The sequence below is a fragment of the Ensifer sp. ENS08 genome, assembly GCF_014852195.1.
Classification (GTDB): domain Bacteria; phylum Pseudomonadota; class Alphaproteobacteria; order Rhizobiales; family Rhizobiaceae; genus Ensifer; species Ensifer adhaerens.
This window is the reverse complement of sequence record NZ_JACVBF010000007.1, coordinates 203,690-225,591: the sequence shown is the minus strand read 5'-3', so window position 1 is coordinate 225,591 and position 21,902 is coordinate 203,690. Positions and strand designations below refer to the sequence as shown.

General features: G+C 63.0%; 20 protein-coding genes. 11 read left to right on the top strand and 9 right to left on the bottom strand.

Annotation, left to right across the window (positions count from 1 at the left end; genetic code table 11):
• Positions 1-10 precede the first annotated feature (10 nt).
• The 5 genes from IB272_RS18095 to gmk all read left to right on the top strand — a co-directional run bounded on the left by IB272_RS18095 (position 11) and on the right by gmk (position 5,081).
• Positions 11-247 (top strand): acyl carrier protein, encoded by a 237-nt coding sequence (locus IB272_RS18095; protein ID WP_003531676.1) that lies wholly within the window; start codon positions 11-13, stop codon positions 245-247.
• A gap of 221 nt (positions 248-468) precedes the next feature.
• The gene (gene fabF / locus IB272_RS18090) at positions 469-1,734 is read left to right on the top strand and encodes a beta-ketoacyl-ACP synthase II (protein WP_192444600.1); all 1,266 of its coding nucleotides are present in this window, start codon (positions 469-471) and stop codon (positions 1,732-1,734) included.
• Between the two features lie 463 nt (positions 1,735-2,197).
• On the top strand, positions 2,198-3,397 hold the full coding sequence (gene mltG, locus IB272_RS18085) for an endolytic transglycosylase MltG (protein WP_034803938.1): 1,200 nt from the start codon (positions 2,198-2,200) through the stop codon (positions 3,395-3,397).
• Positions 3,398-3,530: 133 nt separating this feature from the next.
• The gene (locus IB272_RS18080; protein ID WP_060580968.1) at positions 3,531-4,418 is read left to right on the top strand and encodes a YicC/YloC family endoribonuclease; all 888 of its coding nucleotides are present in this window, start codon (positions 3,531-3,533) and stop codon (positions 4,416-4,418) included.
• Between the two features lie 3 nt (positions 4,419-4,421).
• Positions 4,422-5,081, top strand: coding sequence for a guanylate kinase (gene gmk / locus IB272_RS18075; protein WP_192444598.1), 660 nt, complete (start codon positions 4,422-4,424; stop codon positions 5,079-5,081).
• Positions 5,082-5,163: 82 nt separating this feature from the next.
• Here gmk and rsmA read toward each other — a convergent pair whose 3' ends face one another.
• From rsmA to lptF, 6 genes are all read right to left on the bottom strand, one after another.
• Positions 5,164-5,991: a 16S rRNA (adenine(1518)-N(6)/adenine(1519)-N(6))-dimethyltransferase RsmA gene (gene rsmA, locus IB272_RS18070; RefSeq protein WP_060580929.1), complete on the bottom strand. Its 828-nt coding sequence runs from the start codon at positions 5,989-5,991 to the stop codon at positions 5,164-5,166.
• Complete coding sequence (gene pdxA / locus IB272_RS18065; RefSeq protein ID WP_060522124.1) at positions 5,991-7,019, bottom strand: 4-hydroxythreonine-4-phosphate dehydrogenase PdxA; 1,029 nt, start codon at positions 7,017-7,019, stop codon at positions 5,991-5,993. The genes rsmA and pdxA overlap by 1 nt, the downstream gene beginning before the upstream one ends.
• Before the next feature lie 13 nt (positions 7,020-7,032).
• On the bottom strand, positions 7,033-7,974 hold the full coding sequence (locus tag IB272_RS18060) for a peptidylprolyl isomerase (RefSeq protein WP_034803927.1): 942 nt from the start codon (positions 7,972-7,974) through the stop codon (positions 7,033-7,035).
• A gap of 184 nt (positions 7,975-8,158) precedes the next feature.
• The gene (locus tag IB272_RS18055; RefSeq protein ID WP_060580928.1) at positions 8,159-10,507 is read right to left on the bottom strand and encodes an LPS-assembly protein LptD; all 2,349 of its coding nucleotides are present in this window, start codon (positions 10,505-10,507) and stop codon (positions 8,159-8,161) included.
• Positions 10,507-11,586: an LPS export ABC transporter permease LptG gene (lptG, locus tag IB272_RS18050; RefSeq protein WP_034803924.1), complete on the bottom strand. Its 1,080-nt coding sequence runs from the start codon at positions 11,584-11,586 to the stop codon at positions 10,507-10,509. Before lptG ends, IB272_RS18055 begins: the two co-directional genes overlap by 1 nt.
• Positions 11,583-12,752 (bottom strand): LPS export ABC transporter permease LptF, encoded by a 1,170-nt coding sequence (lptF, locus tag IB272_RS18045; protein ID WP_060580927.1) that lies wholly within the window; start codon positions 12,750-12,752, stop codon positions 11,583-11,585. Before lptF ends, lptG begins: the two co-directional genes overlap by 4 nt.
• Positions 12,753-13,173: 421 nt before the next feature.
• On the opposite strand from lptF, the gene IB272_RS18040 reads away from it, so the two are divergent.
• Together IB272_RS18040 and IB272_RS18035 are read left to right on the top strand one after the other, a co-directional pair.
• Entirely contained in the window at positions 13,174-14,667 is a 1,494-nt protein-coding gene (locus IB272_RS18040; RefSeq protein ID WP_060580926.1) for a leucyl aminopeptidase, read from the top strand.
• A gap of 41 nt (positions 14,668-14,708) precedes the next feature.
• The gene (locus IB272_RS18035) at positions 14,709-15,158 is read left to right on the top strand and encodes a DNA polymerase III subunit chi (protein ID WP_060580925.1); all 450 of its coding nucleotides are present in this window, start codon (positions 14,709-14,711) and stop codon (positions 15,156-15,158) included.
• Between the two features lie 72 nt (positions 15,159-15,230).
• Here IB272_RS18035 and IB272_RS18030 read toward each other — a convergent pair whose 3' ends face one another.
• The gene (locus IB272_RS18030) at positions 15,231-16,157 is read right to left on the bottom strand and encodes a Gfo/Idh/MocA family oxidoreductase (protein WP_034803912.1); all 927 of its coding nucleotides are present in this window, start codon (positions 16,155-16,157) and stop codon (positions 15,231-15,233) included.
• A 224-nt stretch (positions 16,158-16,381) separates the two neighbouring features.
• On the opposite strand from IB272_RS18030, the gene IB272_RS18025 reads away from it, so the two are divergent.
• Positions 16,382-17,224, top strand: coding sequence for a GNAT family N-acetyltransferase (locus IB272_RS18025; protein WP_060580924.1), 843 nt, complete (start codon positions 16,382-16,384; stop codon positions 17,222-17,224).
• A 32-nt stretch (positions 17,225-17,256) separates the two neighbouring features.
• On the opposite strand, the gene IB272_RS18020 is transcribed toward IB272_RS18025, so the two are convergent.
• Positions 17,257-19,146: an ABC-F family ATP-binding cassette domain-containing protein gene (locus IB272_RS18020; RefSeq protein ID WP_113135658.1), complete on the bottom strand. Its 1,890-nt coding sequence runs from the start codon at positions 19,144-19,146 to the stop codon at positions 17,257-17,259.
• Between the two features lie 312 nt (positions 19,147-19,458).
• Between IB272_RS18020 and IB272_RS18015 the strand changes: the two genes are divergently transcribed.
• The 3 genes from IB272_RS18015 (at position 19,459) to IB272_RS18005 (ending at position 20,708) form a co-directional block, all read left to right on the top strand.
• Positions 19,459-19,746, top strand: a complete 288-nt coding sequence (locus tag IB272_RS18015) for a hypothetical protein (RefSeq protein ID WP_034803904.1) — start codon at positions 19,459-19,461, stop codon at positions 19,744-19,746.
• Positions 19,747-19,889: 143 nt separating this feature from the next.
• Complete coding sequence (locus tag IB272_RS18010; protein WP_060580922.1) at positions 19,890-20,165, top strand: hypothetical protein; 276 nt, start codon at positions 19,890-19,892, stop codon at positions 20,163-20,165.
• A 90-nt stretch (positions 20,166-20,255) separates the two neighbouring features.
• Positions 20,256-20,708, top strand: coding sequence for a MarR family transcriptional regulator (locus IB272_RS18005; protein WP_060580921.1), 453 nt, complete (start codon positions 20,256-20,258; stop codon positions 20,706-20,708).
• 10 nt (positions 20,709-20,718) lie between these two features.
• Here the strand turns inward: IB272_RS18005 and IB272_RS18000 are convergent, their stop codons facing one another.
• Positions 20,719-21,792, bottom strand: coding sequence for a GGDEF domain-containing protein (locus IB272_RS18000; protein WP_060580920.1), 1,074 nt, complete (start codon positions 21,790-21,792; stop codon positions 20,719-20,721).
• Between the last annotated feature and the right edge of the window lie 110 nt (positions 21,793-21,902).

Here is a 21,902-nt window from a genome sequence, read left to right as displayed (position 1 = left end):
GAACTCCGACATGAGCGATATCGCAGAACGCGTAAAGAAAATTGTTATTGATCATCTTGGCGTCGACGCCGAAAAGGTCAGCGAAGGCGCAAGCTTCATCGACGACCTCGGCGCGGACTCGCTCGACACCGTCGAACTGGTCATGGCTTTCGAAGAAGAATTCGGCGTTGAAATCCCGGACGACGCTGCTGACTCGATCCTGACTGTCGGCGACGCCGTCAAGTTCATCGAAAAGGCTCAGGCCTAATACCTTAAAGCGGCTTCGGCCGTGGACGGGCCGCCTAAAGCGGCCCGTTTCAGCCCAGGGAAGTGGGCTATCCCGCGCTGAGCGGGGATTTCGATCAGCAAGCGTTTCCCGCATATCCCTCTGATCGTGAATAAGAACCTTAAAATGGATGCCCGGATCGGGTTCGTTACACGTGGTCCGATCCGGCTCTGAAATGGAAAAGTCAGGGTGGGTCGCGGACTATGAGACGTGTCGTTATCACCGGTACCGGCATGGTATCTCCCTTGGGTTGCGGAACTGAGGCGACGTGGGCGCGCCTGCTTGCCGGGCACAATGCCGCGCGCAAGGTGACCGAATTCGAGGTCGAGGACCTTCCTGCCAAGATTGCCTGCCGCATTCCCTTCGGCGACGGCACCGATGCTACCTTCAATGCCGACGACTGGATGGAGCCGAAGGAGCAGCGCAAGGTCGATCCGTTCATCGTCTACGCGATGGCAGCGGCCGACATGGCGCTGGCCGATGCCGGCTGGAAGCCGGAGAACGATGAAGACCAGATCGCGACCGGCGTGCTGATCGGTTCGGGCATCGGCGGTCTCGAAGGCATCGTCGAAGGCGGCTACACGCTGCGCGACAAGGGTCCCCGCCGCATCTCGCCGTTCTTCATTCCCGGCCGGCTCATCAATCTTGCCTCGGGCCAGGTGTCGATCCGCCACAAGCTGCGCGGTCCGAACCACTCTGTCGTCACCGCCTGTTCGACCGGCGCGCATGCGATCGGCGATGCGAGCCGCCTGATCGCGCTCGGCGATGCCGACGTCATGGTGGCCGGTGGTGCGGAATCGCCGATCTGCCGGATCTCGCTCGCCGGCTTTGCCGCCTGCAAGGCGCTATCGACCCAGCACAATGACGATCCGCAGAAAGCCTCGCGCCCCTACGATATCGACCGTGACGGTTTCGTCATGGGCGAGGGCGCCGGCGTCGTCATCCTCGAAGAGCTCGAGCATGCCAAGGCCCGTGGCGCCAAGATCTATGCGGAAGTCGTCGGCTACGGCCTCTCGGGCGATGCGTTCCACATCACCGCTCCGTCGGAAGATGGCGACGGTGCCTATCGCTGCATGCAGATGGCGCTGAAGCGAGCCGGCCTGACGGCTGCCGATATCGACTACATCAACGCCCACGGCACCTCCACCATGGCCGACACGATCGAGCTTGGCGCCGTCGAGCGCCTGGTCGGCGAACACGCGTCGAAGGTCTCGATGTCCTCGACCAAGTCGGCCATCGGCCATCTGCTCGGCGCTGCCGGCGCGGTGGAAGCGATCTTCTCGGCACTGGCGATCCGCGACAACATTGCGCCGCCGACGCTGAACCTCGACAATCCGTCGATCGAGACGAAGATCGACCTCGTGCCGCATGTCGCGCGCAAGCGCGAAATCAACGTGGCGCTCTCGAATTCCTTCGGCTTCGGCGGCACCAACGCCTCGTTGGTCCTGCGCCGCTACACCGGCGCCTGATCGCGCGCCCGGAGCGTCGCTTGAGCCAATTGTCGCGCCGACCGTCAAAGGCGGCGCGATGATCCAGCTTTTGCCGTATTGCTCGCTACAAGCATGTGGTGGGAGGAGGCGTCGTCGCGGAAGACGGCGCTCGCCGACCGCGATGTTCGCGCAAGGCATATCTGTCAGATTGCCCTTCAGTCATTGCCTGGAATTGCGGTTTGCCGGGTTTTTGCCGCGGGCCGTGGTTCCGGATTAAAGTGTCGGTCGTCCGCCGCGTTCTCTTGAACGGACGGTGATTCGACACATTTCTGTGGTTCTTCGGTGAGATTGCACCGACTGCGGATTTTTGAGTAACTGCGGACGTCGGCCTTCTGGGCGGCACCGTTTTATAAATTTGACCTATGCCTGCCACGGTCCAGTCCGAAATTCGCACCGGAAGCAGGAAGAGAATGAGGCCGCGAATTTCGGGTTCGGGATAATCGTGAGCGACTCAAACGATAACGGCGCGGCGCAATTTGGCCGCAGTGAAAACGCGAGCAACGGACCGATCATTCCGAAATCGGCAAACGAGGCCCTGCGTCCGGAAAAAGTGCCGCAACCGCCGAAACGATCGCGCAAGGCCCGCAGCCAGGTCGTGATCTTCCTGAACTTTGTCATGACCGTCATTGTCTTTGCAGCGCTCGCCGCTGCCGGCACGGTCTATTATGCGATGCACCAGTACGAAAAGCCGGGTCCGCTGCAGGCGAACCAGAACTTCATCGTCCGGGGCGGCGCCGGCATGAGCGAGATCGCCAGCGGGCTCGAGCGCGGCAACATCATCACCGATGCGCGCGTTTTCCGTTTCGTTTCCGAAGCCTACCTCGACAATGAGACGCTGAAGGCCGGCGAATATGAGATCAAGGCCGGCTCGTCGATGCAGGAGGTCATGCAGCTCCTGAAGTCGGGCAAGTCGATCCTCTACTCCGTCTCCCTGCCGGAAGGCCTGACCGTCAAGCAGATGTTCCACAGGCTGGCCGACGATCCGGTGCTCGTCGGCGACCTGCCGACGGAGCTGCCGCCGGAAGGCACGCTGATGCCGGACACCTACAAGTTCACGCGCGGCACCAAGCGCGGCGAGATCGTCCAGCAGATGGCCGCAGCCCAGAAGGTGCTGGTCGGCCAGATCTGGGAAAAGCGCGATCCCAACCTGCCGGTGTCGACGGTTGAGGAGCTCGTGACGCTTGCCTCGATCGTGGAGAAGGAAACCGGTCGCGCCGACGAGCGTCCGCGCGTCGCCTCTGTCTTCATCAACCGGCTCGACAAGGGCATGCGGCTGCAATCCGACCCGACGATCATCTATGGCATCTTCGGCGGTGACGGTAAGCCGGCCGACCGGCCGATCCTGAAGTCGGACATCGACAAGCAGACGCCTTACAACACCTATATCATCAAGGGGCTGCCGCCGACGCCGATCGCCAATCCTGGTCGTGCAGCGCTGGAAGCGGTCGCCAATCCGTCGCGCACGCCTGAGCTTTACTTCGTTGCCGATGGCACGGGCGGCCACGTCTTTGCCGAGACGCTCGACGAGCACAATGCCAATGTCCGCCGCTGGCGCAAGGTCGAGGCGGAGCGGGCGGCAGAAGCGGCGAAGGCTGCGGCTGACGCGGGCACCGCCGAACCGGCAGCCACGCAGCCGCAATAACGCCGGCTGCTGGCGGCGCATAGCCGCGCAGCGGTGCTTGCATTGTGGACGGACGAATCACAGCGCGGATATCCCTTGCGGGATGCCGCGCCGTCGCCTTATTGCTTCTGCTGAAACCGCAACGGAGGTGATGATGCCGCTCCAATCGATGACCGGCTTTGCCCGGAGAGAAGGCAGCAGCGGCCGCCGTCGTTGGGCCTGGGAGTTGCGCTCCGTCAACGGCAAGGGCCTGGACCTCAGGCTGCGCCTGCCGCAGGGGCTCGAGCGCTTCGAGCCCGAGGCGCGCAAGCTCGCAGCAGAGTATTTTTCCCGCGGCAATCTTCAGATCGGCCTCTCCGTCAGCGGCGGCGAGGCGGCCGTCGAGGCCGTGGTCAACCAGGCAGCCTTGACGGCGGTGCTGAACCTGCGCGGCCAGCTCGGTGATCTCGTCGATCCCGCGCCGCTCCGGTTCGACACGCTTCTCTCGATCCGCGGCATCGTCGACTTCCGCGAGCCGGAAGAAAGCGAAGAAGAGCGTGCAGCGCTCGATGCCGGTATCCTGGCAGGTCTGGCGGGTGCGCTCGCCGATTTGCGCGCGATGCGAGAAGACGAGGGCGCGGCACTCTGTCAGATCCTGCTGGGACAGGTCGAGACGATCGAGCGACTGACGGCGACGGTCGAGTCCGACCCGTCACGTAGCGCCGCTGCGATTGCCGATCGGCTGGCGCAGCAGGTGGCTCTGGTGATGGACAACGGCTCGTCGCTCGACCGGGACCGGCTCCATGCCGAAGTCGCTTTGCTCGCCACCAAGGCGGATCTTCGCGAGGAGATCGACCGGCTTGGTTCCCACATCGTTGCCGCCCGGGAGCTTCTGTCGAAGGGCGGTCCCGTCGGGCGCAAGCTCGATTTCCTCGCACAGGAATTTAACCGAGAATCGAATACGATCTGTTCCAAGTCCAACGCGGCCGCTGTGTCTGCCGCCGGCATCGAGCTGAAGGTCGTCATCGACCAGTTCCGCGAACAGGTCCAGAATCTGGAGTAAGGTATGAACCCGGCGACCCCTTCGCCCATCAAGATCGCCCGTCGTGGGCTGATGCTCGTCATTTCCTCGCCGTCGGGCGCAGGCAAGTCGACCATTGCGCGCAATCTCCTGGAAGCCGATCCGGAGATGAGCATTTCGGTCAGCGTGACGACGCGTCAGCGGCGACCAAGCGAGATCGATGGACGGCACTATCACTTCAAGTCGATCCGCGAGTTCGAGGCGCTGAGGTCCACCGACTCGCTGCTCGAATGGGCGGAGGTGCACGGCAACTTCTACGGCACGCCGCGCGATGCGGTCGAGGCGGCCATGGCCGCGGGCCGGGACATGCTGTTCGATATCGACTGGCAGGGCGCTCAGCAGCTCCAGGAGAAGATGGCGGGCGACGTCGTCTCGATCTTCATCCTGCCGCCGTCAATGGCTGAACTGCAGTCACGCCTGCATCGTCGCGCCGAAGACAGCGAAGAGGTGATCGCCACGCGCCTTGCCAACTCGCGCGCCGAGATCGAGCACTGGCGGGAGTATAATTACATCGTGCTCAACGACGACCTCGACCGCGCCTTTGCGTCCGTGCGTGCGATCGTCGAGGCCGAACGCCTGCGCCGCGACCGGCGCCCCGGCCTGTTCGATTTCGTCAACGGGCTGCTGACCGAAAACCCGTTCTAAGGCTTCAAAAGAAATGGCTCCGTGAGGAGCCATTTTTGATTCACGCTATTTGTAGCGCGCGCCTTGCGATCCATATGCCCGCTCAGAGGCAGTTGGCCAGGCGACAGAACTCTTCCACCGAAAGTGTTTCGGCGCGTCGCTGCGGGTCGATATCGGCCTTGGCAAGCAGCGCCTCGCCACCGAGTGGCTTCAGGCTCTGCCGCAGCATCTTGCGGCGCTGGCCGAAGGCTGCATGCGTCACTTTCTCGAGCGCCGCGACCGAGCAGGGGATCGGGTTTTCCACCGGCTCCAGATGGACCACGGACGACGTCACCTTCGGTGGTGGCGTAAAGGCCTGCGGCGGCACGTCGAATGCCATCCGCGCCTTTGTGCGCCAACCACAGAGCACGCCGAGGCGGCCATAGTGGTCGTCATCCGCGTCGGCGACGATCCTCAGGCCCACTTCGCGCTGGAACATCAGCGTCAGCGACTGCCAGAAGGGCGGCCAGCGCTCGGGCAGCAGCCAGTTAACGAGCAACTGAGTGCCGACATTGTAGGGCAGGTTGGCGATGATCTTGACCGGCCCATCGTCGGCAAGCGTCTCGGACGACGTCTTCAAAGCATCGCCTTCGATGACCTGTAGCCGATCGGGATAATGCGCGCCGATTTCGGCAAGTGCCGGCAGGCAGCGCGCGTCCCGCTCAATCGCAATGACCTTCTTGGCACCGAGCGCGAGGATGGCGCGGGTGAGGCCTCCCGGTCCGGGGCCGACCTCGATGACCGTTGCCCCTTCGAGCGAACCGGCGGTCCGCGCGATCTTCTGCGTCAGGTTGAGATCGAGCAGGAAGTTCTGGCCGAGCGCCTTCTTGGCATCGAGGCCGTGACGCTGGATTACGTCGCGTAGCGGAGGAAGACCGTCAAGGGCGGCCATCAGCGGGTATCTCCTGGCATATTGGCCGCAAGCGATGCGGCAAGGTCGAGCGCGGCCCGAAGGCTGTCGTCGCGGGCGACGCCCTTGCCGGCAAGGCCGAAGGCCGTGCCGTGGTCGGGCGACGTGCGGATGAAGGGAAGACCGAGCGTGACGTTGACGCTATCGTCGAAGCCGAGCGCCTTGGCCGGGATCAGCGCCTGGTCGTGATACATGCAGATGGCCACGTCGTAGGTGGCGCGTGCGCGATCATGGAACATCGTATCTGCCGGCAGCGGGCCGACCGCATCGATACCCTCGGCACGCAGCCTGTCGATGACGGGCCGGATGACGGCGTCGTCCTCGAGACCGAGCGCACCGTTTTCGCCCGCATGCGGGTTCAGCCCGGCGATCGCGAGCCGTGGCTGTCGAAGTCCGAAACGATTGCGAAGGTCGGCCGCAGTAATCGCGCAGGTGCGGTAGATGAGGTCCGGCGTCAGTTGCTCCGGCACGTCCTTCAAGGGGATATGGATGGTGACGGGAACGGCGCGCAGCTTCGGTCCGGCCAGCATCATCACCGGCAGCACCGGCTGTCCCGTCGCCTTTTCGGCAAGATCGGCGAGATATTCGGTATGGCCCGGGAAGCGGAAGCCGGCGTCATAGAGAACCGCCTTGGCGATCGGGTTCGTGACCACGGCCGAGGCCTGTCCGGCGGTCACCAGTCGCACGGCCGTGTCGATCGCCCCGATCACGGCGCTGGCATTGACGGTGTCGGGCTCGCCGGCCTTGACCGGGGCAGGGCAGGCAAGCGGCAGGACCGGCAGCGCCGTGTCGAAGAGGGAGAGGGCGCCGGCGCAATCCGTCTCGCGGATGGACACCGTGTAGCCGAGCATCGAGGCGCGTGCGGCAAGGACTGCGGGATCGCCGATGAAAAGGAAGGGGGCCGTCGCATGATCGCGGCGGCCGAGCCAAGTCGAGAGGCTGATGTCCGGCCCGATACCGGCCGGGTCGCCCATGGTCAGGGCGAGGGGCCCGCCGGTAGTTTCGCGCATGTTTCCGTCGTGATTACTTGTTGACGATTTGCGCCTTCTTGCGCAGCTCCTCGAGGTACTTCTCGCTGTTCGGGTCTTCGCCACCGGCCTTCTTCTTGCCGATATCCTCGGCGCGGAAGACGATTTCGGCGGCGGTGTCGTCGTTCACCTCACGCTTCTTGCAGATCGCCAGGTACTCGACGCCCTTTTCTGTCACGCGGGTTCCGGTGGTGCCGTTCTCGCCGGCCTTCTCGATCAGCGGCTTCCATTCGTCAGGCAGCTGCTGGGCAAGCATACGGCCGAGGCTGCGGATCGACACGTCGCGATAGTTGGCGGCAAACACCTTCGAGGTTTCGCAGCCCGGGAACTGAGCGCGCGAGGCGTTGGCTTCCGCCTGCCGCTTCGCGGTGATCGCGCCGCGCTTCTTCTCGGGAATGACGAAGATCACCTGCTGCAGGAAATACTCGGTGGTCACCGGCTTCTGTCCGCCGCCTTCCATCATGCGCTTGACGAGGTCGGCGCCTTGGAGGCGGTTAGAGCTGCCGTAACGGAAGTTGACCGCACGCGGCCAGCTCATCTGCACGGCGATGAATTGCTTGAAATGTTCGGAGCCGACGCCGGCCTGATCGAGAATCTTGCCGAGCTGCTCGGTCGAAAGCTTGTTGCCCGAGGCGAAGCGCGCATAGGCGGCATCGACTTCCTGCGTGCTGACGGACTGGCCGATGCGTGCGATCTCGGCACGCTTGAGAACTTCGTCGACGAGTTGCTTCTTGGCTTCGTCGTTGCCGCCCTTCTGGCGCTGCAGGCGAAGGAAGGCCACGCGCTTGGCGATGTCGCCGGAGGTAATCACCGTGTTGTTGACCGTTACCTTGACCGTGCTCGCTGCTGCCTGAGCTCCGGAGCATATTGCAACGCTCAAGGTGCCGGCCAAAGCCAGTACCGACAGTGTCCTCAAGATCGACATTTTCCCGCCCATTCTCTTTTCCTATATCCCGGACTATCACCGTCGACAGGCTTTGTCCGCCTGCCGGCCTTGCGCCGTTGCCTTATCTTGTCGGAGGGAATGCATAATACATGCGGCCAAACGATGACAAGACCGTTTGACGGTGCCGATATCGACGAATGGGCGAACTTTTGGCTCGCCCACTCGCTTGACGATATCAATAATAGTCGAGCTCTTCGAACTTGGTGTCGCCGACGTTCACGTCGCCGAGCGTACGGAAGCTGATTCTCGCGCCGATCGACCAGTCGTTTGCGACATTGGCATCGGTATCGCGTTCCTGCTTGTAGACGATCGAGAACAGCGTGTCCTGATCGTCGTAGGTGATGCCGAAACCGTTGCGTGAGATGACATCCTTGTTGATGTCATAGGTGATCGCGCCGAACACCGACCAATAGTCGTGGAACCGGTAGGCGGCGGCGGTCTGGATTTCGTCCTGGTTGGACAGAGATCCGTAGAGCGGCTGCGCTTCGATGCGCGTATAGGTCATCGCGGCCTGCCAAGTCGTGCCGAGATAGCCGACGGTGGTATCGGCGCGGCGCAGCGACAGGTCCTTTTCGTCGAGGCGGCCGGAAACGCTCGCCATCAGACCGGACGGTGCGTCGATGCCGAACATGGCAACGTAGTCAGAGCTCTTGGTCTCAAGACCGGAATTCGCCCCGGCCTTGACCAGGTCGTCCGTCGCAAACGAGTTCAGGCCACCCAGATGGAACGACTGGCCGACGATGCCACGCAGGCCGTAGCCGCTGTCGAAGGTCCCTGTGTAGCGGAAGCCGACATTGGCGCGGGTGCCGCCCTCGATCCGGTCGAAACCGGAGAACTTGTCGCGGTCAAAGAGGTTCGTTGCGTCGAACACGAAGCTCTGCGCGTCTTCGTTCGGCAGGCCGCCGGCATATTGCTCGTTCGGGCGCGCGTAGAGCTGTGCGATCGGCTCGACGACGTGACTGCTGTCCTCGCCGACGAACAGGATCGGGTAGCGGGCTTCGAGGCCTGCGGTCAACATGCGCCGCGTTGCCGCATCGCTCGTGTTGAAGTCGCCGGTGTAGGCCGGACCCGGATTGTCCATGTTCAGCCCGATGGCATCGCCGCGCGCCGCCAGCAGCGGCGTGAGGACCAGGCCGCCCGGGGCGATGAAGGTGCGCTTCCACTCGAGTTCGCCGGTCAGGCGGTGCGAGGTGCCTTCTAGGCCGCGGAAGCGGACCACGCCCGGTTGGGTAAACGCGTCGAGCCGGTTGCGCTTCACGTTCGTGAAGTTGAACGTCGCGGAAAGCTCGCCGCCCAGCACGGGATCAGGCGCCTTGTAGGAATAGTCGAGGACCTGCGCCGCCGGCTGCTGGTTTTCCTCGATGCTGTTGGCGTCGGCGTCCTGAATGTCGAAGTAGAAGGCGCGCAGATCGAAGTAGTTCCGCTTGCCGAGCCCCGTCAGGTAGGCCTGGTTGGTATAGGTGGTGCCGTCGAACGTCGACAGCTCGTAGGTCTTGGCGAAGTTGGCGTCGGACTGGACGAGTACGTTCCAGCCGAAGGTCCAGCGCGGATTGATCTCGAACTCAGCCTTCGACGCGATCATGCCGCGATTGGTATGCATCGCGTCGACGGTGCCGGGCGTGAACTTGCCCTTATCGAGCTGGCTGATGCCGGCGAAGTTCAGCGTATGGAAGCCGTTGTGGAACCGCTGGCGGAATTCTCCCTCCAGCAGGAAGCCCTGCCGCGTCAGGCCGGTAAGCGTGGCCGTCGCGTCCATATAGGGCGAGATCGCCCAGTAGTAGGGGACGCCGACACCAACACCAAGCTTTTGGGCCGAGCGGAACGTCGGGAACAGGAAGCCGCTCTTGCGCTTGACCGTGTGGTCCGGCAGCTCCATGACCGGAATATAGGCGATCGGCTTGCCGAACAGCTCAAAGCGGGCGTTCTCCAGACGGATGGTCCGCGTGCGGCCGTTCTGGATGACGCGCTGCGCCTTGATGTGCCACAGCGAGCGATGTTCCGGCTTGGTCGAGCACGGCGTGCAAGCCGTATAGACGGCCTCGTTCAGGATGAATTCTTCGCCGTTCCGGCGCTCGCCGCTCGTGGCAGCAAGCCGCGTCAGATCGGTGGTTTCGATGCGCATCTGCTCGAGGAAACCGTCCCCGAAATCGTCGGTGACATCCATCTTGTCGGCATAGACGACATTGCCGCCCGGCTCGATGAACTGGATTTCCCCGGATGCATAGATGCGGCCATTCTTCTGGTCGTACTCGACCTGACGGGCCACCATCTTGTAGCCGCCGTAATCGATCTGCACGTTGCCGCGCACGATCACTTTTTCGGCGTCCTTGTTGTAGACGAGCTCATTGGCGGACAGAAGCAGCTTGGCGTCTTCCGGCATGTTCGGGCGCAACGAATCGAGGCGGTCCGAAGCCTGCTGCGCCATTGCAGGCGCACTCATTCCCATGGCAAGTGTCTGCAGCGCCACGCCTGCAAGCAGGGCAGCGTTGATCAGCCTTATACGTTTGCGGTTCACTACCGCCACTAGCCATCCTCCTGATTTAAAAGAATCGTCGAGCCCAGCGCCATCGCTACAACAACTGGCAACCAGGCTGCAACGAAAGGAGGCACAATGCCGCTGCTCCCGAATGCTTTGACAAGCACGGTGACGACATAAAGCACGAAGCCTGAAAGGATGCCACCGAGAATTACGGAGCGCGATTGGTTAAACCGGCTAAATTTCAGCGACACGCAAGCGGCGATCAGCGTCATGGCGACGAGCAGCAGCGGCAACGACAACATTGAGTGGAATTGAGTTTCCATGCCGTTGGTCGAAAAACCGAAGGAGCGGGCCACTTCGATCTTGCGCGGCAGGTCGAAAAACTGAATGGAATCAGCCTTTGCAAGACGTTCCTGAACAAACTCGGGCTTAAGATTGGTGGCCAGCTGTGCTGTTTTCAAACGTTGCGGAAGCTGTCCGTTGCGCGTTTCCGTGACGTCGTTAAGAAGCCAGTAACCATCTTCGAGTTTCGCCGACGCCGCATCCTGTCTCAGAATGATCGTGCCCTGTGGATCAAAGTGGATGACGGTGACGTTGAGAAGCGTCGTGCCGTTGTCCTGAACCGAGCGCGCGCCAATGATCGTGTCCGTGCCGTTATAGATCTGCCGCAGCCACGGGATCGAGCCGGCATCGGCGTTCCGCGTGGAGCCCCATTCGGCCAAAAGCGCCTCGCCGCGCTTCGTTCCCCAGGCAGCAAGCGGGTTGAGCGCCACGACCGCCAGCACGCCGAAGAGGAAGGAGCCGAGGATGAAGGGCCGCAGGAACTGCCAGACGGAAATACCGGCTGCGCGGGTCACGACCAGCTCGTAGCGGCGGTTGAGCGAAATCAGCGCCGCCATGGCCGAAAACAGCGCGACGAAGGGTATCGTCTGCTGCAGGATCAGCGGGATCCGGAGCGCGGTCATCAACAGGGCGCCGGAGATGCTGTAGCGCGGCAGGTTTGCCAGCCGGCTTGCCTGTTCGCTGAAGTCGATGATGAAGACCAGCGAGAAGATCCCGACGAGGAACCAGAACGTCGTGATCACGTAGCGCATGAAGAAGTAGCGGCCGAGCGTGCCCATCATGACGGCTGCCCTTTCTCGGCGTCAGGCCGCATCAGGCGCAGGCGAACCAGGAGTTCCTGCAGCTTTTCCTGCCCGGTCATCGGAATGTCCAGTCGCCTGTTGCTGACGAGTTGGTGAATGCAGAGGGCGCCCGCCATCAGCGGCACGGCATACATCAACGGCACGAACCAGACGGAGTCCTCGGCGCTGTTGCCGGCATAGAACGTCATCCAGCGGATGAGCAGGGCCATGCCGAGCGCGCTGACCATCGGATGAAGCCGAGCTTCGCGGTGGGAGCGTGCGTCACTGCTGAAGACCAGCGCAATCAGGCCGAAGAGAAGGGGGAAGGTCCATTCCGTGAAGCGACGGTTGAGCTCGGCGGTAAAGGCGAGCGGATTGTTCTTGTAGACGTGATCTTCCGGGTCCGGATTGATCAGGCCGGGAAGGTCGCGGTCCTTTGCCCGAATGGTCGCCTCGCGCGTCGTCTTGGTCATGTCGGCGAGATCGAAGGCGTAGGAGTCGAATTTGATGATCGACACGCTGCCGTCGGGGAGCTTGCGCTGCACTTCCCCGTCTTTCATCACCAGGGCCGAGCTCTTGTCGTCGATGGCGCCTTCGCGGGCATAATAGACGAGCTCGAAGCTCGGATTGCGCGAATCGGCGACGAAGATGCCCTGCAGCACGCCGCCGCCCCGCCGCGCGCCAACCTGGACATAAAGATTGTCTGCGACCTTGCGGAAGGTGTTCTCCTGCACGACGGACGACAGCAGATCCGCGTTGGCGGTTGCCAGCATCTTGCGCAAGGCCATACGCGAATAGGGCTCGACGAAATTGTCGACCACGAAGGAAAGCACGCTGAGGCCCAATGCCAGGTAGACCACCGGCCGGATGATCGCCATGCGCGAGCTGCCGGCGGCGTTGAGGACCGTCAGCTCCGAATCGGTGTTCATCGTCGTCAGCGTCTGCGTGACGCCGATCACCAGCGCAAACGGCAGGATGATCGTGATGACGGAAGGCAGGATGAGGGTCGCCACCTTGGCGAAGGCGAGCACGGATTGGCCGTTGTCGGTGACGAGGTTGACGTTGGTCAGCGCCTGAGTCGTCCAGGTGATGCCAAGCAACGGCAGGAGCGTCGCGAGGAACATGATCACGGCACGCCGGAATATGTAGCGTTCGATCAGCTTCATGCCCGTGTCCGGTCCAAAATCCTGCTCATGTTTCTGTTCCGGCGGCGGTTATCGAACCGGATTTCGCCCATGTCCGTAAACCGAAGCCCGGTTCTTTGCCAGCCACCCGTGCTGCTCGAATTGTGCAGCAACAGGGATAATTTAAGGCGAAGAACCTCGGTTAACCGCATGTAAACATCTGCGGGCATCTTGCCAAGCGGTTGAAAAGCGAGAAGGGTGCCGGCCACAGCTTTGACGGTGGCGAATGATGCGAATATTTGCCACTGTAACCGCCCGGTAACAGGCCGGCTTGCCATAAGCCTTGCCGTGTCGTCCGGTTGCGTTGTGCGGCCTAGATCCCCTTGGGCTGGCGCTCGATCTCCCGGAAAGATCCATTCGATCCAAAGGGTTGCGTCCAGACAGGAAATACCCGGAGTTTTCAATGTCGATGAAGTTTGAGTTCACCTTTGCCAAGTCCCATAAGCCGAGCGGTGGCGTCGCCGTTCTGCTGAAGAGCGCGGGCGCGTCGGCGGCTGCCGGCGCCGATGTCGCCGACCCCGAGAACGTCGTCGCAAGGGCGGCGAAGATCAAGAAGTTTACCGGCAAGGCGTTCTCCTCCCTCGACATCGTCGCGCCGCATGGCTCGCCCGCCGATCGAATCGTCGTGCTCGGTCTTGGAGACGCGGATGCGCTGACGGACCATGACTGGCTGAAGGCCGGCGGGGCCGTCGCTGCGAAGCTTGGTTCGGTCGACAAGGTGACGGTCTTCATCGACGCGCCCGACGCCAACGTGACCGGAAAGGCGGCAGCGGACTTCGCACTCGGCATGGAGATGAATGCCTACGCCTTCGACAGCTACAAGACCAAGAAGGCCGACGACGACGCGAAGCCATCCGGCAAGCCGACCAAGGTGACGATCGTCACCGGCACGGTCATCGCGGCGAAAAAGGCGTTCACGGCGGCGCAGGCCGTTGCCGAAGGCGTGTTTCTCGCCCGCGATCTGGTGAACGAACCGGCCAACGTGCTGGGCCCGGTCGAGTTTGCCGCCAAGGCGAAGGAGCTGGAAAAGCTCGGCGTCGAGGTGGAGATCCTCACCGAAAAGGAAATGAAGAAGCTCGGCATGGGCGCGCTGCTCGGCGTCGCGCAAGGGTCGAGCCGCCCGCCGCGCCTCGTCATCATGCAGTGGAAGGGCGGCAAGTCCAAGGACCGTCCGCTTGCCTTCGTCGGCAAGGGCGTCGTCTTCGACAGCGGCGGCATCTCGATCAAGCCGGCTGCCGGCATGGAGGAAATGAAGGGCGACATGGGTGGTGCGGCCGCCGTCACCGGCCTCATGCACGTGCTCGCCGCCCGCGAAGCCAAGGTCAACGCCATCGGCATCATCGGCCTTGTGGAAAACATGCCCGACGGCAGTGCGCAGCGCCCGGGTGATATCGTGACCTCCATGTCCGGTCAGACGATCGAGGTGATCAACACCGACGCCGAAGGCCGTCTCGTGCTGTGTGATGCGCTCTGGTACTGCAACGATCGCTTCAAGCCGCAGGCGATCATCGATCTCGCGACCCTGACCGGCGCGATCATGGTTGCACTTGCAACGCATCATGCCGGCCTGTTCTCCAACGACGACCGTCTGGCGGGGCAGCTTCTTGCCGCCGGCATCGCGACGCACGAGCTCCTGTGGCGCATGCCGCTCGGCCGGGAATACGACAAGATGATCGACAGCAAGTTCGCCGACATGAAGAACACCGGCGGCCGCCACGGTGGCGCGGTGACCGCCGCGCAGTTCCTCAAGCGCTTCGTCAAGGATACCCCCTGGGCGCATCTCGACATCGCTGGCACCGCGATGGGCGCGCCGACCGACGAGGTCAACCAGTCCTGGGGTTCGGGCTTCGGCGTGCGGCTGCTCGATGAGCTGGTGCGGGCGAGCTACGAGGCCTGATCGGCAATGCCGGACGTGATGAAAGGCGGGAGGCAATCGGCATGACCGAGATCCTGTTCTACCACCTGACGGAATCGAAGCTGGAAGACGCGCTGCCGCCGCTGCTCGACAAGAGTGTCGAGCGCGGCTGGCGCGTGGTCGTACAGACGGTCGATGCCGAACGCCGCGATGCGCTCGATACGCATCTCTGGGTCTATCGCGACGAGAGTTTCCTGCCGCATGGCACTGACGCCGGGGACTTTGCGGCGGATCAGCCGGTGTTGCTCGTCGCCGACGACGGCAATGCCAATGCGGCGACGGTGCGTTTCGTCATCGATGGCGCGAGCCCGCCTGACGTTTCGGCCTATGAGCGCATCGTCTTCATGTTCGACGGCTATGACCAGGAACAGCTGGAAGGCGCGCGCGGCCATTGGAAGCGGCTGAAGGGCGAGGGCCACACCTTGACCTACTGGCAGCAGAACCGCGATGGTCGCTGGGAAAAGAAGGCCTGAGTTTACAAGCGTTACGACAAAAAAGCCCGCGGACGAGACCGCGGGCTTTTTGTTTCCGGCATGTCCGGAAGATCAGTCGTGGAAGGCCTCGACGAATTTGCGCTTGCCGAGCATGAAGGCATCTGCGACGTGGCGCAACGGCGCCAGATCGACGTCAGACTTCCCGGCTTTGACGATTTCGGCGAAGCGCCGGTAGAGCATCGGATATTCCTGCTCCGGCTCCTCGTGCACGAGCTTGCCATCGATGGAGAGCTTGGCGCCGCCTTCCGACAGCACCATCTCGCCCGCCGCCGTGCGGGCAACGATGTCCCAGCTCTGCTTGCCTGTCTGGCGCCAGTCGAATTCCGCCGCGACCGGCAATTTTTGGCCGTCGGTGAAGGTGATGTTGGCGGCGATCGGCGCGTCACGATTTTCCGGGAATTCGAGCACGGCCGACGTTACGAACAGCGGGCGTGGCAGGATGTGGGTGACGATCGACAACGCGTTGATGCCCGGATCGAAGATCCCGAGGCCCCCGGCCGCCCAGATCCATTCCTGGTTCGGGTGCCAGTGCCGCACGTCTTCCTTCCAGATGACCTGGACATCCTTGATCGTCGTCGTTGCCAGGAAGGACTTTGCAGCTTCCACGGCCGGCGCGTAGCGGGAGTGCCAGCTTGCAAACAGCGACAGCCCCTTCGATGCTGCCAGCGCCTCGAGGTCCGCGACCTCGCTGAGCGTCGCGCCCGGCGGCTTTTCCAGAAACACGTGCTTACCGGCGTCGAGCGCGACGCGAGCTGCCTCGTAGCGATACTGCGGCGGCATGCAGAGCGACACGGCTTCAATCGCAGGAACCGCGTCGAGCATCGCCTCGATCGATTTGAAATTGTCGATGCCGTCGACCGTCCCATGTCGGCTCGCGGCGGCAATCAGCTGATAGTCGCTGTTCTTGGCGATCGCCGGAAGGTGCTGGTCGCGAACGATCTTGCCGATGCCGACAAGCGCAATTTTGATGGGGGCCATGGTGTTCCGCTCGATTTGTATGACTTATTGTCGGCTCTTGTAGCAGATTGCACACCGGGAGCAAGCCGCCGCTCCGCCCACGGCTATGACATCGATGTCGATGGAATCGACAGATTGTCATTCCCTCTCAACGTCGCCGCACTAACTCTACCGGTGGACGTGCGATGCCGTGCCGTCAACTGGACTGACATGGGTGGTCTGACCACCCGAACGAGGAGTGAACGATGCAGCAGCAGATCCGTCGGGCAAGCCGAGCCGACCTCGACATCATGATCGAGTGGGCCGCGGAAGAGGGGTGGAACCCCGGCCTCGGCGACGCGGGGCCTTTCTGGGCAGCCGACCCCGAGGGTTATTGGGTGGCGGATGGAGAGGGGGCGCCGGTCGCCGCGATCTCACTGGCGCGGTACAACGAAAGCTTCGGCTTTCTCGGCTTCTTCATCACCCGGCCGGATCATCGTGGCAGGGGCATCGGCCGACAGCTGTGGCAACAGGCGATGTCGGTTGCCGATCGGCGCATCGTCGGTCTGGACGGTGTGGTCGCGCAGCAGGAGAACTATAGCCGGTCCGGCTTCGTCTACGCCCACGCGAACATCCGCTACGGCGGCATCATCGACGTGGTCGAGCCGCCGGGCGCGGATCTTCTGGAGGTCGCGCCGGTGCATATGCCGCTCCTCATCGACTATGATCGCCGCTTCGTCCCGGCGCGTCGCGAGGTGTTTCTGCGCGAGTGGCTGAAGGCGAGCGACGGGCGGCGCAGCGTCTTGCTGCTGCGCGATGGCGCGGTGGCGGCCTATGGGACGATCCGGGCCTGCCGCAACGGATACAAGATCGGGCCGCTCTTTTCCGACATCGAGACCGGCGCCGATCTGGTCTTTCGCAAGCTTGCCGCTGGCGTCAACGGCAGCGAAGTATACCTCGACATCCCTGAACCGAACGCCTCGGCCAAGGCACTTTGCGATCGCTACAATCTCAAGCCCGTGTTTGAGACCGCGCGCATGTATCGTGGGCCGGATCCGGGGCTGCCGCTGGCGCGAATCTACGGAATTACCACTTTCGAGCTGGGCTGACGGAGGGGAGGCGACGACGGGGCCGGCTTCTGTCAGCCGGCCATCGCGTCTTCATATTCGGCGGAAAGTTCGAGCCATTGCTCTTCGGCATGCGCCAGTTTCGCTGCCGCGTCGGAGCGTTCCTTGGCCTTTTGTGCAGCCTTGGCCGGCGACTTTTCGTAGAGCGCCGGATCGGCAAGTTCCACATCAAGTGCCTGAATCAGTTTCTCCAGCTTTCCGGTCAAGGATTCGATTTCGTTGATCTTCTTGCGGAGCGGCGCCAGCGAGGCGCGCTTGTCGGCATTGACCTTGCGCTGGTCCGCCTTCGAAAGGCTGTCGTCGACACCGGTCGGCCTCGGCTTCTCGTCCTTCGCCTTGGGGCCACCGACAATCAGGCTGCGGTAATCTTCGAGGTCGCCGTCATAGCTCGTCACGGTACCGTCGCGCACCAGCCACAGCCGGTCGGCCGTCGCTTCGATCAGGTGCCGGTCGTGTGAAATCAGGATCACGGCGCCGGAATAGTCGTTGAGTGCGGTGATCAGCGCGTTGCGGCTGTCGATGTCGAGGTGGTTGGTCGGCTCGTCGAGGATCAGAAGGTTCGGCGCGTCGAAGGCGGCAAGGCCCATCAGCAACCGCGCCTTTTCGCCGCCGGAAAGATCCTTGGCGGGCGTTTCCATCTTTTCCGTCGCAAGCCCCATCTGCGCCACGCGTGAGCGCACCTTGGCTTCAGGCGCTTCCGGCATGCGCCGGCGCACGTGCTCGACAGCACTTTGCGTCGGGATCAGGTCGTCGAGCTGATGCTGGGCAAAGAAGCCGACCTTGAGATTGGGAGCGATCTTCAGTTCGCCCGCCTCAGGCGCGAGGCGACCCGAGATGAACTTGGCGAAAGTGGACTTGCCGTTGCCGTTCGAGCCGAGCAGCGCGATCCGGTCGTCCGTATCGATCCGGAGGTTCAAGCGCTTGAGGATGGGCTTGCCGGGCTCGTAGCCGACGGTACCGCCGGTGACGGCGATGATCGGCGAAGCCGCTTCCTTCTCCGGGTCCGGGAAGGAGAAGCCCTGGACATGATCTTCGATCACGGCCGCAATCGTGCCCATGCGCTCCAGTGCCTTGACGCGGCTTTGCGCCTGGCGCGCCTTGGTGGCCTTGGCCTTGAAGCGGTCGATGAAGCTCTGGAGGTGCTTTCGCGCCGCATCGTTCTTGGCCTTCGCCTTCATCTGCAACTCGTCGGCTTCCGCCTTCTGCCGCTCGAACTGGTCGTAGGGCCCACGATAGAAGGTGAGCTTCTTCTGGTCGAGATGCACGATGGCGTTGACCGCGGTGTTCAAGAGGTCCCGGTCGTGGCTGATGATGATGACCGTGTGTGGATAACGGCGGATGTAATCCTCGAGCCACAGCGTGCCTTCAAGGTCGAGATAGTTGGTCGGCTCGTCGAGCAACAGCAAATCCGGCTCGGAAAAGAGTACGCCCGCAAGCGCCACCCGCATCCGCCAGCCACCGGAAAACGAAGAGGCGGGACGCAGCTGTGCTTCATGGTCGAAGCCGAGGCCGGCGAGAATGCTTGCAGCACGCGCTTCGGCCGAATGGGCGCCGATGTCGGCAAGCCGCGTCTGGATCTCGGCAATCCGGTGCGGATCGGTCGCGATTTCGGCTTCGGCGACCAGCGCCGTGCGCTCCTTGTCCGCCTTGAGCACGATCTCGATCAGCGGTTCTTCTGTGCCGGGCGCTTCCTGCGCGACCTGGCCGATGCGCGCGTTTTTGGGTAGCGCGATCGTGCCGGCTTCCGACGCGAATTCGCCGGTTATGATGCGAAACAGCGTGGACTTGCCAGCGCCGTTTCGGCCCACGAGCCCCGCCTTCGTGCCCGCCGGAAGCGTCACGGATGCGTTTTCGATGAGGAGACGTCCCGCGATGCGGGCGGAAAGGCCGGAAATCTGGATCATTGCGGCCTTTTGCCCGGACTTGGCCGGGAAGGCAAGAGGCGTCGGCGTGCTGTTGCCACCGCTGTGGCGGGTCGGGAATTCAAGAGGTCATTGTTATCGATTTTTGAACAAGGCGTTCCGACAATCGATACTACACATCCTCATCGTGAGGGACCATCTCAATAACGGAAGGGCGGGGAACGCTCTTCTGACCGCCTCGATCGACCGAACGCCAGTGGCAGTGGCCCCGCGTTCCGAGGGACGACCGATCCGGCCAAGGACATTTTTGATGAAACCTCGTTCAGCCGAACGAGCCTCCCAGGAGTGAAGACCATGAAAACCGCAATCCAGACCGCTCTTTCCGCCGCTCTCGTTGCAACCGCTATCCTCGGTGGCGCTTCCGCTGCCTTTGCCGGCGGCAGCTACTATGAAGGCGTCAGCCCGACGCCGCTCTATACCGAGCGCACGCCGGCCGTCACCGGCAAGTCGTCCTTCACCATCGGCAGCTCCGAAGCCGGCTATGTCGATCGCACCAACACCGGCTCGGTCGCAAACTTCAGCGTCGCGCCGAAGAGCGTGATCGGCGGCGAAGGCGAATACTACCAGGGCATTTCGCGCTAACGGCGATGAATGAGGGGGCGCGGGTTTTGGCCCGCACCCCATTTCAAGGGATTTGATGGATCACCGTGATGGTCCTATGAGGCGACCCCAAGCGCCTATGCGGGCTCAGCCCCGACCTTACATCTCCACCAAGGAACAGATCGATGAAGAAGTCCTTTGCCGCAATCCTCGTTGCGGCCGCCATGCTCGGCGGCGCGTCCGCCGCTGTCGCCGGCGGAAGCTACTACGAGGGTGTGAGCTCCACGCCGCTCTTTACCGGCCGCGCCGAGGCTTCCGCCGGCACCGGCGTGTCCGCGACCGCAAGCCGCGGCGACTACTATGCAGGCATTGAAGACAAATCCGTCGACACGACGGCAACCGGCGCGATCGCCAATGGCGGCGCCAGGGCTTTCGGCGAGGCCGACCAAAACAAGCAGTAAGTCACGCCAGACGGTTGACCGAACAACCCGGTCCCGCCCACGCGGGGCCGGGTTGTTTCGTTTTGGCGTTGCCAAATGAGGTACATTGCCATGACAGAAAAAGTCGAGGTCGCCGAGCGGCTCTTCGAGCTCTACCACTGCGTTCATCGCCTGGTGAACGCATCGATGTCGGAGGAAGGCGTTTCGCTCGCGCGCAGCAAATTCCTGTTTTATCTGAACACGCTCGGCCCCTGTCGCTGCGCGGATATCGCCTCGGCGCTCGGCTTTGCGGCCAGAACCGTCACCGAAGCGATCGATGGCCTGGAGCGGGACGGCATGGTCCTGCGAGAACCGGATCCGGAAGACCGTCGCGCGAAGATCATCTCGATCACCGACCGCGGTCGGCTGGCGCTGGAGGCGGCATTGCAGCCGCGCCATCGCACGATCGATGAGCTGTTCTCAGCGCTCGACGATTGTGAACGCACCGAACTCTTCCGGCTGCTCGGCTGTCTGCGTGAAAGGGCGTCGGAAATCGACGAAAGCCGTCACCCGGACGCCGCCTGATTTGCAAGCGTCAAGCGGCGCTCTGGCCGTAGCCCCTGCCGCGGCCGAGGGCCGCCGAATAGCACAGGATGCCGGCGCCATCGCGTGCGCCGGCGAGGGCCTGCTCCGCCTGGGTCAGCAGATCGGCGCTCGTCGATGCCGGTTGCGCAAGGGTGATGCCGGCCGCAAGCGAAAGCGTCTCGGCTGTGTGCGCCCGTCCGGGGAGGGTGACCGTCAGTTCCTTCACCGACTGCCGCAGACGCCGGGCAATGGCCTCGGCATTTTCGGTGCTGACATCCCGGCACACGAAGGCAAACTCCTGCTGGCCTACGCGGGCGACGAAATCGTCCTTCTTGATCGACTTGCGAAACAGCGTCGAGAGCTTGGCAAGCGCCTTCGCGGCGACCGTACCGCCGTGGTGCTCCGCCATTTCACGCAGCCCTTCCACCGAGGCAAGAAGCAGGGCAACCGGCTGGTCTGCCCGTTCCGCTTCGAGGATCGAGTCGAGTTTTGCCGTCAGCGCCAGGCGGTTCGGCAGGCCCGTGGTCGGGTCGCGGGTCAGGGATCGCCGGCTTTCGGCAAGCTCGCCTTCGAGTTCGGCGAGATGTCTCATGCTGGTTTCCAGCGCCTGCTGGAGAGCGCCTTCTTCATTCGTCAAACGGCCAGCCGCTTCCCGCAGTCGCGCGGCGTCGTCGGCGAATTCGGACATGCCTGCAACGGGGTCCGTGGCCAGGCGGCCGGCGAAATGGTCCAGTTCATCCTTGAAGCTCTGTTTCTGCAGCAAGGCGAGCCTGAGCTTTCCGGCAATCTCGACAAGCGCTTCCTGGCCAGCGGCTCTCGCGCGGTCCGCGGCAAGTGCTGCATGGGAGATGAGGTGATGCCTGAGACCCAGGGCATCCAGCGCATCCTGCTGCGGGTTGTGCCCGAGTGCGGCGAGTTCGCGGGAAAGCTCCGGCAGGCGACCGGATAGCGCCTCGTAGACAAGCTCGTAATTGCGGGGCAGGGCCGCGATCCCGTGCGCCGACATCGCATGCGCCACCTTCAGAATGATCGCCGCCTGCCTCGCCTGCGATCGGCTGGCATCCGCTGGAACTTGCCTGTTCATTCTGTCGTGGCCCCCGGTCGCTTCTCGATCTCTGGATTGATAAGCCGCCACTATGAGAAGGCCGCATTTAAGGGAGTCTGAAGATTTCGAGCTCTGGGCGATTCCCGCCC

What these genes read in the sequence shown, in the direction of transcription:
- IB272_RS18040 (WP_060580926.1), top strand. Translation starts at nt 13,174, where the DNA reads ATGTCGATGAAGTTTGAGTTCACCTTTGCCAAGTCCCATAAGCCGAGC.
- IB272_RS18020 (WP_113135658.1), bottom strand. Translation starts at nt 19,146, where the DNA reads ATGATCCAGATTTCCGGCCTTTCCGCCCGCATCGCGGGACGTCTCCTC.
- IB272_RS18005 (WP_060580921.1), top strand. Translation starts at nt 20,256, where the DNA reads ATGACAGAAAAAGTCGAGGTCGCCGAGCGGCTCTTCGAGCTCTACCAC.
- pdxA (WP_060522124.1), bottom strand. Translation starts at nt 7,019, where the DNA reads ATGCGCGAAACTACCGGCGGGCCCCTCGCCCTGACCATGGGCGACCCG.
- IB272_RS18035 (WP_060580925.1), top strand. Translation starts at nt 14,709, where the DNA reads ATGACCGAGATCCTGTTCTACCACCTGACGGAATCGAAGCTGGAAGAC.
- lptG (WP_034803924.1), bottom strand. Translation starts at nt 11,586, where the DNA reads ATGATGGGCACGCTCGGCCGCTACTTCTTCATGCGCTACGTGATCACG.
- IB272_RS18095 (WP_003531676.1), top strand. Translation starts at nt 11, where the DNA reads ATGAGCGATATCGCAGAACGCGTAAAGAAAATTGTTATTGATCATCTT.
- rsmA (WP_060580929.1), bottom strand. Translation starts at nt 5,991, where the DNA reads ATGGCCGCCCTTGACGGTCTTCCTCCGCTACGCGACGTAATCCAGCGT.
- IB272_RS18000 (WP_060580920.1), bottom strand. Translation starts at nt 21,792, where the DNA reads ATGAACAGGCAAGTTCCAGCGGATGCCAGCCGATCGCAGGCGAGGCAG.
- IB272_RS18010 (WP_060580922.1), top strand. Translation starts at nt 19,890, where the DNA reads ATGAAGAAGTCCTTTGCCGCAATCCTCGTTGCGGCCGCCATGCTCGGC.
- fabF (WP_192444600.1), top strand. Translation starts at nt 469, where the DNA reads ATGAGACGTGTCGTTATCACCGGTACCGGCATGGTATCTCCCTTGGGT.
- lptF (WP_060580927.1), bottom strand. Translation starts at nt 12,752, where the DNA reads ATGAAGCTGATCGAACGCTACATATTCCGGCGTGCCGTGATCATGTTC.
- gmk (WP_192444598.1), top strand. Translation starts at nt 4,422, where the DNA reads ATGAACCCGGCGACCCCTTCGCCCATCAAGATCGCCCGTCGTGGGCTG.
- IB272_RS18025 (WP_060580924.1), top strand. Translation starts at nt 16,382, where the DNA reads ATGCAGCAGCAGATCCGTCGGGCAAGCCGAGCCGACCTCGACATCATG.
- IB272_RS18015 (WP_034803904.1), top strand. Translation starts at nt 19,459, where the DNA reads ATGAAAACCGCAATCCAGACCGCTCTTTCCGCCGCTCTCGTTGCAACC.
- IB272_RS18080 (WP_060580968.1), top strand. Translation starts at nt 3,531, where the DNA reads ATGCCGCTCCAATCGATGACCGGCTTTGCCCGGAGAGAAGGCAGCAGC.
- IB272_RS18030 (WP_034803912.1), bottom strand. Translation starts at nt 16,157, where the DNA reads ATGGCCCCCATCAAAATTGCGCTTGTCGGCATCGGCAAGATCGTTCGC.
- IB272_RS18060 (WP_034803927.1), bottom strand. Translation starts at nt 7,974, where the DNA reads ATGGGCGGGAAAATGTCGATCTTGAGGACACTGTCGGTACTGGCTTTG.